This is a genomic window from Prevotella sp. P5-64, from assembly GCF_002251285.1.
Lineage (GTDB): Bacteria > Bacteroidota > Bacteroidia > Bacteroidales > Bacteroidaceae > Prevotella.
Genome location: NZ_NPJK01000049.1, coordinates 52,862 through 67,285, shown reverse-complemented (window position 1 = coordinate 67,285; position 14,424 = coordinate 52,862). Strand labels below are relative to the sequence as shown.

General features: G+C 44.6%; 13 protein-coding genes. All 13 read right to left on the bottom strand.

Annotation, left to right across the window (positions count from 1 at the left end; translation table 11 throughout):
• Window positions 1–7: 7 nt before the first annotated feature.
• Window positions 8–1,123: a CapA family protein gene (locus CIK87_RS09520; protein ID WP_094386974.1), complete on the bottom strand. Its 1,116-nt coding sequence runs from the start codon at window positions 1,121–1,123 to the stop codon at window positions 8–10.
• Complete coding sequence (locus CIK87_RS09515; protein ID WP_094386973.1) at window positions 1,120–2,589, bottom strand: oligosaccharide flippase family protein; 1,470 nt, start codon at window positions 2,587–2,589, stop codon at window positions 1,120–1,122. The genes CIK87_RS09520 and CIK87_RS09515 overlap by 4 nt, the downstream gene beginning before the upstream one ends.
• The gene (locus CIK87_RS09510; protein ID WP_094386972.1) at window positions 2,589–3,371 is read right to left on the bottom strand and encodes a phosphorylcholine transferase LicD; all 783 of its coding nucleotides are present in this window, start codon (window positions 3,369–3,371) and stop codon (window positions 2,589–2,591) included. The genes CIK87_RS09515 and CIK87_RS09510 overlap by 1 nt, the downstream gene beginning before the upstream one ends.
• A complete protein-coding gene (locus CIK87_RS09505) occupies window positions 3,361–4,884 on the bottom strand; it encodes a BCCT family transporter (protein ID WP_094386971.1) in 1,524 nt (507 codons plus the stop codon). Before CIK87_RS09505 ends, CIK87_RS09510 begins: the two co-directional genes overlap by 11 nt.
• Window positions 4,885–6,465 carry a phosphotransferase gene (locus CIK87_RS09500; RefSeq protein ID WP_094386970.1) on the bottom strand — a complete coding sequence of 527 codons (1,581 nt, stop codon included), beginning with the start codon at window positions 6,463–6,465 and terminating at the stop codon, window positions 4,885–4,887.
• Window positions 6,462–7,331, bottom strand: coding sequence for an NTP transferase domain-containing protein (locus tag CIK87_RS09495; RefSeq protein ID WP_094386969.1), 870 nt, complete (start codon window positions 7,329–7,331; stop codon window positions 6,462–6,464). Before CIK87_RS09495 ends, CIK87_RS09500 begins: the two co-directional genes overlap by 4 nt.
• A 4-nt stretch (window positions 7,332–7,335) precedes the next feature.
• Window positions 7,336–8,130, bottom strand: a complete 795-nt coding sequence (locus tag CIK87_RS09490) for a hypothetical protein (RefSeq protein ID WP_144008169.1) — start codon at window positions 8,128–8,130, stop codon at window positions 7,336–7,338.
• A 143-nt stretch (window positions 8,131–8,273) separates the two neighbouring features.
• Window positions 8,274–9,338: an NAD-dependent epimerase/dehydratase family protein gene (locus CIK87_RS09485; RefSeq protein WP_094386967.1), complete on the bottom strand. Its 1,065-nt coding sequence runs from the start codon at window positions 9,336–9,338 to the stop codon at window positions 8,274–8,276.
• A gap of 6 nt (window positions 9,339–9,344) precedes the next feature.
• Entirely contained in the window at window positions 9,345–10,082 is a 738-nt protein-coding gene (locus tag CIK87_RS09480) for a nucleotidyltransferase family protein (RefSeq protein WP_094386966.1), read from the bottom strand.
• A gap of 11 nt (window positions 10,083–10,093) precedes the next feature.
• Complete coding sequence (locus CIK87_RS09475; protein WP_094386965.1) at window positions 10,094–11,269, bottom strand: galactokinase family protein; 1,176 nt, start codon at window positions 11,267–11,269, stop codon at window positions 10,094–10,096.
• 21 nt (window positions 11,270–11,290) lie between these two features.
• The gene (locus CIK87_RS09470; RefSeq protein ID WP_094386964.1) at window positions 11,291–12,610 is read right to left on the bottom strand and encodes a UDP binding domain-containing protein; all 1,320 of its coding nucleotides are present in this window, start codon (window positions 12,608–12,610) and stop codon (window positions 11,291–11,293) included.
• 154 nt (window positions 12,611–12,764) lie between these two features.
• Entirely contained in the window at window positions 12,765–13,478 is a 714-nt protein-coding gene (locus CIK87_RS09465; RefSeq protein ID WP_144008168.1) for a hypothetical protein, read from the bottom strand.
• 9 nt (window positions 13,479–13,487) lie between these two features.
• Window positions 13,488–13,760 (bottom strand): hypothetical protein, encoded by a 273-nt coding sequence (locus tag CIK87_RS09460; RefSeq protein ID WP_094386962.1) that lies wholly within the window; start codon window positions 13,758–13,760, stop codon window positions 13,488–13,490.
• Window positions 13,761–14,424 lie beyond the last annotated feature (664 nt).

Below are 14,424 nucleotides of genomic sequence, written 5' to 3'. Positions count from 1 at the left end.
TAATGATTTATTTGTTTCTTAATGCAAATATAAGTTTATCCCTATGAGCTTCACAATCTACATGATTTAGGATATTGATTGCCTTTTGTCCACTTATAAACTTAGGCAACAATCCTAAAGAAAATAGTTTGTTAAGAATGCGTCCTGAATATGGTTCCATTCTGGACAATTCATTATTCTTGCAATTTTTGTAATACTCTGTAATTTTAGCTCGGAGCGAATTGTTATCAGATATAATCAGGTTTAATTCGGCAATAGTGTTGTCAAAAGCAGTGGTATCCAGCAATTCTATTGTTGGTTTATTGCCATATTGACAGTATGGATATATATTGGAGGTGATAACATCACTAAAAGACAGTTCTACCATATATCCTTCATTCCAAGAACAATCTCTAAGACCTTCTTTGTCGAAGCAGAAATTTCCCAGCCCATAAAAGATAGGTTTTCCTTTATATGTCTCATAACCAGAATAGCAATGCTGATGATGGTTGACCACAGCATCTGCTCCTGCGTCTATAAAGAAACGATATGTTTCTACCATACGAGGTGATGGCAACTGGAACATTTCGTGTCCGCCATGTACAATCACAAGCACATAGTCTGCATTCTTCTTTGCCTCTTGAATGGCATAGAACTGACGAACAGGATTCAATGGATTAGCACCTGGTCCAGTTTCTGTAGCTATCGTAAATTCATGCTCACAACAATTTATTACGGCTAATCTCTTTCCTTTTTTCTCAAGATACAAGACTTTCTCTGCATCGTGCAGATTTTCTCCTACACCAACGATATCCAAACCCTGTGCCTTACAACATTCGACAGACCTATGGAGACCATCAACTCCATAATCAAGAATATGATTATTGGCCATTGTTACGCCAGTGAATCCGGCATAGCGCATAGCCTCAGCTGCTTCTTTGGTGCATCGAAGATTTGGACCACACTTCGGTATTGGTTTGTAACCAGTCTCAACTATTGGACTTTCAAAGTTGACAAAAGAGAAGTCTGCCGACTTTATTATTTCTCGTACATTTTCAGAGAATACCTCAGAAAATTTCTTGTCTTCTATTTGTTTGGCAAGTCTTGCACGTGGAGCAAAATCGCCAGCTATTAGTATTTTCATTTTCGCAGTATTTTGTGTAGTTTACTCATAATGGATTGATATGCACCTTCTTTATATGTCTTTCCTACAACAGCCGGTGTTAATACAAATAAGGTTAGTACTAATATTCCAAATATTACTAACTTAATTATGTCGCCAACATACGTCATCGGCAAGAATATTTGTGTCATAATCATTATTGGAACCAAAACAAGGCAAAATCTCCAAGCGGAAAGAATGTGCAATACAACCTTACCGATATTTGATCCTACTTTGTTTGTAATTATAGTAAGTTTGATGAAAATAATAGTGACATTCGCAAATAGTACTGCATATGCAACGCCTATTATATCCCATTGGAAACCTATCAACAGGCAACCAACTGTCAGTATGAACTCAAATAATCGGATAAAGAACTGGTACTTAACCAATGCTAAACTTCTGAAGAAGCAATCACACAAACGTCCGTCAATATTGAAAACCAAGGATAATGACAGGATAACAAAGACAGGCAACAAATTCATCCATTCTGCACCAAAGAACAAGCGGATTAAAAAACTACTATTAAATACGAAAGCTAATGCCAGTAACATAGAAAAAATATTCATATAATATAATGATGTGTGATAGGCATTGCGAATGCTATCCTTTTGATCTTGTATCCCCGAAAGAATTGGAAAAAGGGCAGTATCGAAGATTCCATTAAGTTTTGTAGAAATAGTATCAATAAATTCCTTTGGCCGATTATAAGCACCAAGCGAAGACACACTAAGAAATCTTGACATAAGCAGTTTATCTGCTTGAGTAGCAAAATTTCTAAATATAACACTAAGCGTTAACCAACCTCCAAAATTAACTATTGCTCCAATATCTTTACGTTCTATTTGAAATCTATATTTTGTTTTTGCCAAGAAATAGGATAATGTTGTTGCTGTCAAGGAATGAAGTATTGATTTTGACAAAATTGCCTCAAATCCCATCCCGTTTAAGGCTAACCCTATTGCTATAACAGAACTAACAACAAGAGCAGAGAAATAGACGATTCCTACTTTAAGGAATTCTAACCGACGATACATTACACTAGTATTGACTGATGTGAGACTATTACACAAAATAGTTACAGACATAAATATTAGTGGAATCTTCAGAGATTTATCAACTATCGTTTCCGATAATACTCCAGAGAACACTATTAGCAATAATGTGAATATACTTCCCGATATGAAACTAATAGTAAACGATGTATTTACATAACCTGTATCTGCATTTTTCTTTTGTATCAATGCCGATCCTATTCCTGCTTCAGATAGACTACTGAATATCACAGTAATAGCAGAAATTGCAGCAAAAAGACCGAAATCTTCTTTGCTGAGTAAACGAGACATTACGGAAAAGACGACCACCTCGATAACACCCATTATCAATGTAACAAGTGTTTGAGATGATATACCCTTTACCACTTTCTGAGAATTAGATTGTTTTGCCATTATTTTTCTTCTTTCCAATAATAATGTCCACCATGATAAGGAATTCTTTCTTCTTTAGGAGGAAGTTGCATATAGTCATCATATTCTTGAGTCAACCATTCATGATAATTTGCTGTTGCAAGGTATTTTCTTCCCTCAAAATCAACATCTATCAATTTCTCAAAGAAATTAAAAGTATAATACTCTTTCCATAAAGCCCTTCCTGCAACTGCAAAAAAAGGTCCTGATTCTGAATAAGGAAAAGCTTTTCTGTAATAATTACTATATAATTTCTGAATGTAATTATATCCAGGAATATTCTTGATTGGCAAATATCTGCATAGTTTGCTTCTCAGCTTTGCCAGGAATATTCTTTTGTAATAAATTTTATCAGCGCCTTTAAAAAAAGATTCTACCATTCTTTTGTCATTAGGGACAGTAATTGTATAATACAAATCTATACAAACACCATAAGATTTAGAAATTAATCCATCGATAGAATAAGACATTTTGTGTGATAGACGAGGGAAATGATATCCATAGTGATGTTCTGAATCGACATCACTAATTTTAATAAAATCAGACTTTAATAATTCTTTAGCCTTCAGCATATCTGGCATAGGCATTATTATATCAACATCATCGTCCCATGGTATAAAACCCTTATGACGAATGGCACCTATTAATGTACCATAAGCTAATGAATATCTTAAATTATGTTTTCTACAAAACACATCAAATTCGTCTAACATCTGAAGTTGAATTATGCGTTTTTCTTCTATTGTTAACTGTTTATTTTTCATTATACGAATTATTAAGCAATTTATTAATATCTATAAAAAAACTTACAATTATCATTACAAGCAGGATTCCTACGGGGAAAGCTGCAATGATAGTTACGCCTTGAAGACTATACAAAGAGTTTTGAGCAAAGAGAAGACCTACTGGAAGGAATATTAAGAGAAGAGCCCAGAAGCCCCTAATTTTACGGGCAGGTTCTTCTTCTGCTGATATTTTTTTATAGCTATATGAAGATGCTACATAGGTTATACCATCAAGAGTTGTACTATAGAAGGCTATCATTGTAATGACCAGCAACATCAATGCTACAGAAGGAAGAGGTAGCGTATTAAAAATCATCAAGATCGCATCATACATCTCACCACCTTTACCAATAAAGCCCGTTACATCAAGCCCATGTTTCATTTGTTGAGCAAGTCCATAGTTACCAAGAATTATAAACGACATATAGGTTCCAGCAAGTCCCCATCCGAATGAACCGAAAACAGTGTTACGAATGGTACGTCCCTTTGAAATCAATGCAATGAAAAAAGGAGTTGCTACACACCAAACAAGCCAATAAGCCCAATAGTAAACAGTCCAATTCTGAGCAAAACCATTTTCTCGAAGAGGGTCCATATAAGTAGATAGACCTATGAAGTTTTGAGCTAAGTTTCCGATAGACTGAAAGCCTGTCTCTATGATAAAACGAGTTTCACCTCCCAATATAAGGAAATAGAAAAGAACGCCGAAAAAGAGGTAAGAACAGATTCCTGCAAGTCTGCTAATTCCTCTCACACCATATAATACTGTAATGGTGTAGATAGCGCAAATGAGTAGAAGTACACAAATCGTAACGGCTGTATTAACTTCAAAGCCAAATACCACACCCATTGCTTTAGTTAAGAGAGGTGTAGCTAATGAAAAGGTCGTGGCTGTTGCACATACTACGGCAAAGATTGCAATAACATCAATCACCTTACCCCAAAATCCATCAACTTTATCACCCAATAGAGGTCGGCAAGCTTCAGAAAAACGTTGACGTTCACGTCTACGAACGTGCATCATAAAACCAAAACATACAGCAAGTATAACATAGAAGCCCCAAGCCAATGGTCCCCAATGGAACAAAGTGTATGTTGGAGCCCACATTGTCATAGAACCCAATTCTTTTAAATGTGGTTCTGCACCATACAGCGCCCATTCAATCAAAGAGTAGAACATAATATCGGCAGCCATAGTAGAGGTAAAAATCATTGTACCCCACTTAAAATTACTATATGCAGGTTTGTCGATATTTCCCAATTTGATGTTACCATACTTTGGGCTTAAAGCAGCATAAAGCGCACAAATAACACTTCCTATGGCAAGTATAGGATAATAAATCCCGATTGTATCACCAAAAAAACCACGCATTGTGTCAACAACCGATTTTGATTCCTCAGGTACAATCATAAATACCGCCATCAATGCTATCACAATAGCAAAGGGAATCAACATCGTAGTCCAATCTTTTTTTCTCTTTTGTTTTTCCATTTATTTTCCGATTTTCTTTAAGTTTTTAATTGCTCTTTTGTAGCGATCACGTCCATAAGTTCCGAAGTCATCACCCTTAGCCTCTTTAATGACAGTCCATTGAGCCCAAAGATAATCCCATAGAACCATGTAGCATAGAATTTTTTTGAAAGCATGTTCAGGGATATTGCCGTTAAAATATTTACCAAGGATGTAATCTTGGTTCTCCTTCGTAAAATCGGCTTCAATAAATAGAGCTGCAAAGTCTGCCATAGGGTCGTTCATTCCTGAATATTCCCAATCTATAAGGTAGATTGTTCCATCCATAGCCTTGATAAAATTCTCATAGAGAGCATCATTATGACAAGGACAAAGTTCAACGCCTAACTCATTCAGATATCCTTCAAGTGCCATCACTTGAGGGCGAACATTTTCCCAACCCTCATACATAGTGGTGCCGGCCTTTTGTATGAGCAAATCGTATTTCTCGATTTCTTGGAATATGTTGAATTCATTTTTTAAGCGAATGTGTGAACCATGAATTGTTTGATAGATTTTGGCAATCTTCTTCATATTATCATGGCGTTGAATCGTAGCAGCATTAAGAGTCTCGGCATTTTCAACAAAATCAGCTAATTTAATACCTGTCTTTGCATTAAAGTAACGAATCTCAGGATTCACTCCCATCTTGCAAGCTTCTATTGCGTTGAACTCCTCATTTGTACGTTCAACCATTCCCTCAGAGCCATTTCCTGGAACACGAAGAACAAAACTTTTGTCACCGATATTCACACGGAAATTCTTATTGCTCATGCCACCAATTTGAATAATTTCAGCCTTGCTGACATCTTCATTCGGAAAAATATTATGAAGGTGCATTATCAGGTTGTCATGATCAAACGGATTCTCTCGTCTGCGAAGACGTGGATAGATGACATTATGTAGTTTCTTAAAGTCTTCCTCGCAATCCACATCACCCCAAATTAAGTTTTTAAGCACAATGACAGGACGGTCGAGCGGTTCTGTCACGTCCATAAGCAGATACTCATAGTTGAGGTATGGATTACTGGCATGTTCCCATGCGTTCACCAACATTTCAAATGTATCTAACGTGATACGGCTTACACCAATCATCTCACCTTCAAAATGACAAACACGATGGCGGTCTTTGGTGATTTTTGTAACAAAGCCATTCTTTGTTTCCATAAAACATTCATCGCCAGAACCACTTTCCTCAGTCATAGAAAGACAATTGCCCTCTGTTCGTGCAGCCAATTGTTCAATAAGTCGGCGTTCATAGAACGTATCGCTTTCTATAAGCAGGAAATCTTCTTTAACGTAGTCCTTGACTAAAGCCAAAGACCCCATAGAAGCTGTAAACTCATAGTCTTTGTTCACTATCAACGTTACATCTTCTGCTTCATACTTTTTGAACATTTCAGTCTTGTATCCTACAACAATAAAAATATTACTAAAATGCAGATCACGTAATATTCCTATGGTTCTGTCTAAAAGACACAGATTAGAAGCAAATTGTTTGAGAGGATATGGTGTCTGAGAATCCTTCTCTCGTCTTGCAGCAAGAATGACAGCTGTCTTCATATTTTTTCTATCTTAATTTCAGTCTTGTCGTTATACTCATAAGTAAAGTCACCCACCTTAAACTGAAAATGTAGGTAGTCTCCATTATGTTTGACATTCTTGAAACCATATACATCCGACTCTTGTAGTTCAAGAGTTTTGCATATTAACTTTATGACAGACGAACGAGTATTCTCTATATAGCTACCATCAAACATGCGCAATTCGTCAAGACTATCAAATTCTTGGATTTCAGCTTCCTTATAGCGGTTGATTTTCATCTTGGGCAATTGGTCTATATAACGGATATACAAATCCTCCCAATACCCTTGCTTGGTATCGTCTTTCTTATACTCCTCAATCATGAGTTTTCTGAAAGCCTCAGAAAACTCATGATTGAAAAACACATGTCCTACCATATACCATGAATCACGTCCACCGACCCTTACATCCGTAATATAATCACCAACATTAGTCGTAACACAATACTCATTCGTCTCACCCTCAGCATAAAGGGCTGAATAATAGCTGTCGTCTGAATCATTCATGAATACATTTTCAGGAAAATAATTGTCCGAACTGCAAACAAAAGTATTGTCCAACTTGTCTATCACACGAATCAACGAAGAGGTATTATTGTAACGTGCATAATCTTCATTAAGCACAATTTCTACGCCATACTTGTCGCAGAGATAGGCAAACATTTCTGCCTTATAGCCTACAACTAAGGTAATATCAGCAATGCCTGCTTCTTTCAACTGACGTATCTGACGTTCTATCAACACTTCGCCTTTCACTTCAACCAATCCCTTGGGGCGTTCGGAAGATAGCGGCACAAATCTCGACGAAGTGCCTGCTGCCATAATAATGGCATTTCGTTTTTTCATTATCTTAAAAAGCAAAATTTGCTACAAAGTTAACATACGCTTTGTCGAATGACGGATTATAGATGTATTCTGCACTCAAAGGCAATGTCCAACCATTCTTAAACTGCACATTGTAGGTATATTTCAAATCAAGGTTGCATACTACAAACTTTTTCTGATAGTTTGTATAGCATGACTTGTTTGGTGTCATACCTACGGCTAAAGAAAGACGATTATTGTCAAGGAAATCGTAATAAGTACCAACTTCCATATATGTAGAATATGCCTGCTTCTTATTTCCTGAGTTATCGTCATACGCATCATCATCACCAGCAAAGAAGTTGCTAACAGTAATCCAAAGTGGAAATTTTTCCGGAGCGTACGTTATGCATGCCTCCAACCAATGACCGTTATGTTTACCGCCAACATATTCGTCGTCCTTACCATTGACTGTTGGATAATAATAGTCGCTCAAGCCTAATGTCAGACCTTTCCATGTATAGCTGACACCTAAATCCACTTCGGCATACTTACCATTAACTGCATATCCACCCATAGCATATGCATAAAGTCCGTTCCATTGATAGTTTATACCAGGAAAAGCAACAGGCGAAGATTCTTCTGGCATCATCTCCATACCTCGCCATACATACTTGGTTTGGAGATCAAGACCTAAATGGAAATGTGATTCACTTAATTCTGTTCCCCAATTGTTTTTTTCATTTAACGTATCTGATTTAACAGAGTCAGAATTTAAAGTTTCGGCATTCATAATCAAACATACCCCTAATAAAGCGGTAGTTAGCACTTTAACTTTCATGTTTTTTTGGTTTTATATGTTTGTACTACTTTTTATATATCGAGTTATTCTGTTGGTGCTCAATGTTGGGACATAGGCCTTTTACATAATTTATATTAAGAATGGACTTTTCTATTATCCTTCATAATCTGATAACATAAGATTTAGTAGGAAGTTCCATAATACCCAGCATACCACTCAGCAAAGTGTCTCAAGCCTTCTCTTAAGCTGGTATTGGGCTTGAAGCCGAAATCCTGTTCCAGGGGCTTCGTGTCGGCGTAGGTTACGGGCACGTCGCCGGGCTGCATGGGCACGAGTTCCTTGTGGGCCTCGAAGTCGTAGTTCTGGGGCAGGACGCCGGCACGGACAAGTTCTTCCTGCAGGATGGTCACGAAGTCGAGGAGGTTTTCGGGAGAGTTGTTGCCGATGTTATATACCTTGTACGGTGGAATGGGCAGTCCGTCCTCGCCATTATGCTTCTCGGGGGCGTGCTGCATGATGCGCACCACTCCCTCCACGATGTCGTCGACATAGGTGAAGTCGCGCTTGCAGTTGCCATAATTGAAAATCTTGATGGTTTCGCCTTTCACCAGCTTATTGGTGAAGCCAAAGTAAGCCATATCGGGACGGCCAGCAGGGCCATAAACTGTAAAGAAGCGGAGGCCGGTCGAGGGGATGTTGTAGAGTTTCGAGTAGGCATGGGCCATCAGCTCGTTGCTCTTCTTGGTGGCGGCGTAGAGGCTTACGGGGTTGTCCACCTTATCGTCTGTCGAATACGGCACTTTCTTGTTGCTACCATAGACCGATGATGACGAGGCATAGACCAGATGCTCCACTTCGTGGTGGCGGCAGGCCTCGAGGATGTTGTAGAACCCTATGAGGTTGCTCTGGATATAGGCGTCGGGGTTGGTGATGCTGTAGCGCACGCCTGCCTGGGCGGCGAGGTTGACGACTACGGCTATACGGTTGTGCGCGAAGATGTCCTCCACAGCGGCCTTGTCGGCGATGGAGGCATGGACGAAAGTCCAGTCGCGCTGCAGCGACTCTATCTCCTTCAGACGTTCATACTTGATGTTGACATCGTAGTAGTCGGTGATGCTGTCGATGCCGATCACCTTGATGTCCTTGACTTCTTGGAACAGGCGCTTGACAAGGTTGCTGCCGATAAAGCCGGCGGCGCCTGTGACGAGGACGGTCTTGCCCTCGAGGGTTACATTATATTCTACCATTGCTGTTTATTTGACGATTCCGGGATATTGTTGTTGTACTTCTTCATAGCTCTGCAGGTTGCCGATGTCATAGCGGTGACCAGGCATCTCCATGGCGTGGACGGCGGTATGGCGGCAGAGCCAGGCGATGAAGCTGCCGGGGGCATCGGTACCGCAGCCGTCGGCGATGGCTGCGGGGATGCGGGCGGCATCTTCAGCGGTGTAGTAGTAGAAGGGCGGGCACACCCAGTGGCTCTTGGGCCGCGCGGGCTTCTCTTCCATGGACATGATGCGGTCGCTGTCGTCGATTTCGAGCACGCCGCACTTGTGGAGGCGTTCGTCGCTGGGTTCTTCGAAGCGCATCACGCACGAAGTCTGCTTTCTGTCTGCATAGCGCACAAAGTGCTGCAGACTGAAGTCGAGCACGTTGTCGCCGGCGATGACGAGCATGTCACCCGTGAGGCCGAGGCTGTCCACGGCAAAGCGGATGTCGCACACGGCGCCGAGGCGGGTCTCGTTGGTCGACGTGCCGTCATCGACCACGGTGATTTTCTGGCGCTTGCCTGCCGCCCACTCCTGGAAGTGGCGGGCAAACTTGTGGTTGCTGATTACGATGTATTCGTCGACAAGGCCGGCGCCGTCGATGTCGTCGACGAGCCAGTCCAGGATGGTCTTGTCCTGCACCTTGAGGAGGGGCTTGGGGAAGTTTTCGGTCAGGGGATAGAGCCGGGTGGCATAGCCTGCCGCAAGAATAAGACACTTCATTGCTGTTTTCTTTAGAGGATTAGGCCGTCGGCGCTGTGGCAGACGACGTACTGGTATTTGCCCTTGAGCTGGGGGAAGGCGCGCAGGTACTGTTCTTCCACCTGGCGCCCGATGCTCTCGCTGTAGGCGGGGTCGATGAGGGCCATGCAGCATCCCTTGAAACCGGCGCCGGAGAAGCGGCCGCCGTAGATGCCGTCGGTATGGGTCATAATGTCGTAGAGGGTCTTCAGCTCGGGCGAGCCGGTCTCGTAGTTGTAGATGCTCGAATGGCCGCTCTCGAAGCTCAGGCGGCCGAAGGTGTCGAGGTCGCCGCGGCGCCAGGCTTCGGCGCCCTGTTCCACGCGCGCGAACTCGGTGTACCAGTGTTCGGCTCGCTTGGCCCAGTTCTCGGGCAGGCGGTGGCGGTACTCGCGGAACACCTCGACGGGGACCTCACGCAGGTGGGTATCGCCAAACTTGCCGTACTCCATGCCGGCGAAGGCCTTGAGGGCGTAGGCGGCGCTGCGGCACTCGTCCACGCGCATGTTGAACTTGCTGCCGGCAAGGGTGCGCTCCACACCGCTGAAGAAGATGGCGATGTCATAGGGCTTCATCGCGGGATGGGTAGGGATGAGTTCATAATGGTCGTCGAGGGTGTCGAGGTAGAGCAGATGGTCCTTGCGCGAGAAGAGCTCGCAGCTCTGGTCGAGCTTGCCGGAGCTTACGCCCACATAGCGGTTCTCTACAGCCACGGCCATCTCGATCATCTCCAGGTCGGTGAGCCTGATGCCGTTCACGCGGCAGAGGGCGCTGAGGTAGACGAGCGTCACGGCTGCCGATGACGACAGGCCGCCGATGGGCAGGGTGCCCTGGATGACACCGCTGAGGCCGACGCTGAGCGGATGGCGCATGCCGAGCTCGAGGGTGGCGCCGCGCAGGTAGTCGGCCCAATCGTTCTGACGCACCTCGGGCACGCCGTGGATGTGCCACTGGGCGCGCTTGTCAAACTGGAGCGAGCAGAGCTCGATGACGCCGTTGTGCTTGGGTTTATAGGCAAGGTGGATGCCGCGGTCGATGGCCAGGCCGGTAATCTTGCCCAACTGGTGGTCGCTGTGGGCGCCGATGGGGCACACGCGGTAAGGACAGAAGGCCATGCCTTCGGGATCCTTATGGTAGAGTTCAAAGAACTTTTCTTCGCATTGTAGCATAGTCGTAGCGGGGTTATGGGGTCAGTCGCGGCCGAAGATGTCGCGGGTGTATACCTTGTCTGTCACGTCGTCGAGGCTCTCGTCGTAGCGGTTGGCGATGATGGCCTTGGAGCGGCGCTTGAACTCGTCGAGGCTGTTCACGACCTGGCTGCCGAAGAAGCTGGTACCGTCTTCGAGCGTGGGTTCGTAGATGATGACCTCGGCACCCTTGGCCTTGATGCGCTTCATGATGCCCTGGATGGCTGACTGCCGGAAATTGTCGGAGTTGGACTTCATCGTGAGGCGGTAGACGCCGATGACGCACTCGTGTTCCTTGGTGGCGTCCCACACGGCGTTCTCGTTGTAGTAGCCGGCCTTGCGCAGCACGGCGTCGGCGATGTAGTCCTTGCGGGTGCGGTTGGACTCCACGATGGCGGTCATCATGTTCTGCGGCACGTCCTGGTAGTTGGCCAGCAGCTGCTTGGTGTCCTTGGGCAGGCAGTAGCCGCCGTAGCCGAAGGAGGGGTTGTTGTAGTGGCTGCCGATGCGGGGGTCCAGACCCACGCCCTCAATGATGGCGCGAGAGTCGAGGCCCTTGACCTCGGCATAGGTGTCGAGCTCGTTGAAGTAGCTCACGCGGAGGGCGAGATAGGTGTTGGCGAAGAGCTTCACGGCCTCGGCTTCCTTCATGCCCATGAAGAGGGTGTCCACATCGGGCTTGAGCGCGCCTTCCTGGAGGAGGGCGGCGAAGGTGCGGGCGGCTTCCTTGAGCATCTCCACATCGGTGACCGACTCGATGGCGCGGTTCTCATCGGCAAAGTCGGGATGCGACATGATCTTGGGGTAGCCCACGATGATGCGGCTGGGATAGAGGTTGTCGTAGAGGGCCTTGCTCTCGCGGAGGAACTCGGGCGAGAAGAGCAGGTTCAGCTTCTTCACGCCGCGCTGGGCGTACTTCAGGTAGAGGCTGCGGGTATAGCCCACGGGGATGGTGGACTTGATGACCATGACGGCATCGGGATTGACCTCCAGCACCAGGTCGATGACCTCCTCGACATGGCTGGTGTCAAAATAGTTCTTTACGGGGTCGTAGTTGGTCGGGGCGGCAATGACCACGAAGTCGGCGTCGGCATAGGCCCGGCGGCCGTCGAGGGTGGCGGTAAGCTGCAGCGGCTTCTCGGCCAGGTAGCGCTCGATATAGTCGTCCTGGATGGGTGAGATACGGTTGTTGATCTTCTCCACCTTCTCGGGTATCACGTCCACTGCCGTGACACGGTGGTGCTGCGAAAGCAGCGTGGCAATACTCAGGCCGACGTAGCCGGTACCGGCAACGGCGACACGTATGTCTTCAAAATTACGCATATATTAAATTGAGATAAAAGTTGTGCTGAAAGGGGATGGTCAGGCCAATACTGTGGCGGGGATGGTAGTTGCTGTTCTAATGGTTGTCGTCGGTCACCGTGATGACCGTCTTTGTTTACACCTTATTATATATATAGACAGGGGTTGGGTGAGTTCAGCCTTCCACAACCTCAAAACCTTCGTTGTGGACACCGCGGATGGCTACGGCGTAGCCGGCAAACTCCATGACGAGTTGGCGGTCGCGGTCAATGCGTACGATGTAGCCCTCCAATCCCTTGAAGAGACCGGTGAGGACACGCAGCTTGACGTGGTCCTTGGCAAACTTGACAAAGGGGTCGCGCAGGAAGGTGACATTGTCGGGATGACCGGTGATAGCCTGCATGAAGGGTTGCATCATGCGATGGGAGATAACCGCAGGATGTCCTGTACTACAGTTCTTAATGAGATGAGTTTGAGGATGATAGGTGCTGAGAAACTGCTGCAGTTCAGCCGTATGGCCCTGCAGGAATACCAGACCATTGATAGTGGGCAAGAGTTTCTTGACAACACCCTTGCCGTTGGCTTTCGGTTTGTATTTGTATGAATAGTGGACAAAACACTCGTGCCGCGCCTCGGGGTGGGCGGCATTGTAGGCGTCGACCTGACGCTTGAAGAGTTCGACCTGTTTGTTATGGATATGGACATATCCCCAGGGAGCTTCTGACAATGGCGCAGAAGCCATGCTGGGGGAGTCGCAAGATGATACATTTTCTATTCCCGACCCCGATGACAACTCGGCTTCGGTAACGCGGATGCCCTTTGGAAAACAGGAGGTTACACCACTGTTTTCGTCGGCTATAGAAAGAGTGATAGAGCAATCCTGCGTCATTTCCTCGTTCTATTTTATGTCATTGATGATGAAAAGCGTGTCGTTCACTACTCTATTGTGGAGCGGCAGACGAGCGCTATCATTGTCGGCAATCCCCGCATCAGAGAATAACGCCGATAGTGCAACGACCTTGTTCACAATAACATAAATATTAAAAAAATCAGTCCAGTTGAGATATAGCCAGACAATCACAATTGTCATAACCTTACGTACCAATAAAATATTGCCGTCTTCTCTAACTGTATCGACAAACGCCGCAAGCGGCGCAGTCTCATTTGGCAAAGTTAACACTTTTATTCCACTTAAAGAAAAAATGCTAAAGAAATATTTTCGTTTCCTGCATTTTTATACAGCAGGCAGACAGGGGGGATGGCTGCCGCAACTGCCTATACATTATTATATATAGACGGGCAGACAGGCATCGGAAAAAAGTGGGGCTTGATGTACAGACTGGCGACACTTCATCAATGGCCGTCGAGCAGCACCAACCGAGAAAAGCAGCTGAGCCGAAAAACGAGGGACCGCTCCCTACCCTTCTGCAAGCAACCGCTGCCACGCCAGGATTGGTCGTCATCACATCTGCCACCGCCATCAGGATTCTATAAGGTGTCTTGGGCGTCGGCGAAACGCAAGATGATGTTACATTTATGTTACAGCAATATTACGAATGATAACTTTTACGGCGCAATAAGTACGTTTTTGACACCACAACGATAAAAAATGTAAATGTTTTATATTTTCTCCACCATTTTTCATTGTTATTATAATAATTATCCTTATCTTTGCAAAAAATATGGGATCCATGTGAATGGTGAAAGTATTTACTTTAATTTGTTTTAGTAGATTAGTTTTTAAGTAGTTTGTTTTAAAACCGATTATCGTGATGATAGTCGGTTTTCTTTGTAATAGCAAAAGTGTATAGCATGAAAAAAGGCTCTGCCTGAGT

Excerpts from the sequence above, each read along its gene's own strand:
- CIK87_RS09485 (WP_094386967.1), bottom strand. The coding sequence starts at position 9,338 with ATGGTAGAATATAATGTAACCCTCGAGGGCAAGACCGTCCTCGTCACA.
- CIK87_RS09510 (WP_094386972.1), bottom strand. The coding sequence starts at position 3,371 with ATGAAAAATAAACAGTTAACAATAGAAGAAAAACGCATAATTCAACTT.
- CIK87_RS09490 (WP_144008169.1), bottom strand. The coding sequence starts at position 8,130 with ATGAAAGTTAAAGTGCTAACTACCGCTTTATTAGGGGTATGTTTGATT.
- CIK87_RS09505 (WP_094386971.1), bottom strand. The coding sequence starts at position 4,884 with ATGGAAAAACAAAAGAGAAAAAAAGATTGGACTACGATGTTGATTCCC.
- CIK87_RS09470 (WP_094386964.1), bottom strand. The coding sequence starts at position 12,610 with ATGCGTAATTTTGAAGACATACGTGTCGCCGTTGCCGGTACCGGCTAC.
- CIK87_RS09480 (WP_094386966.1), bottom strand. The coding sequence starts at position 10,082 with ATGAAGTGTCTTATTCTTGCGGCAGGCTATGCCACCCGGCTCTATCCC.
- CIK87_RS09475 (WP_094386965.1), bottom strand. The coding sequence starts at position 11,269 with ATGCTACAATGCGAAGAAAAGTTCTTTGAACTCTACCATAAGGATCCC.
- CIK87_RS09515 (WP_094386973.1), bottom strand. The coding sequence starts at position 2,589 with ATGGCAAAACAATCTAATTCTCAGAAAGTGGTAAAGGGTATATCATCT.
- CIK87_RS09520 (WP_094386974.1), bottom strand. The coding sequence starts at position 1,123 with ATGAAAATACTAATAGCTGGCGATTTTGCTCCACGTGCAAGACTTGCC.
- CIK87_RS09495 (WP_094386969.1), bottom strand. The coding sequence starts at position 7,331 with ATGAAAAAACGAAATGCCATTATTATGGCAGCAGGCACTTCGTCGAGA.
- CIK87_RS09500 (WP_094386970.1), bottom strand. The coding sequence starts at position 6,465 with ATGAAGACAGCTGTCATTCTTGCTGCAAGACGAGAGAAGGATTCTCAG.
- CIK87_RS09465 (WP_144008168.1), bottom strand. The coding sequence starts at position 13,478 with ATGACGCAGGATTGCTCTATCACTCTTTCTATAGCCGACGAAAACAGT.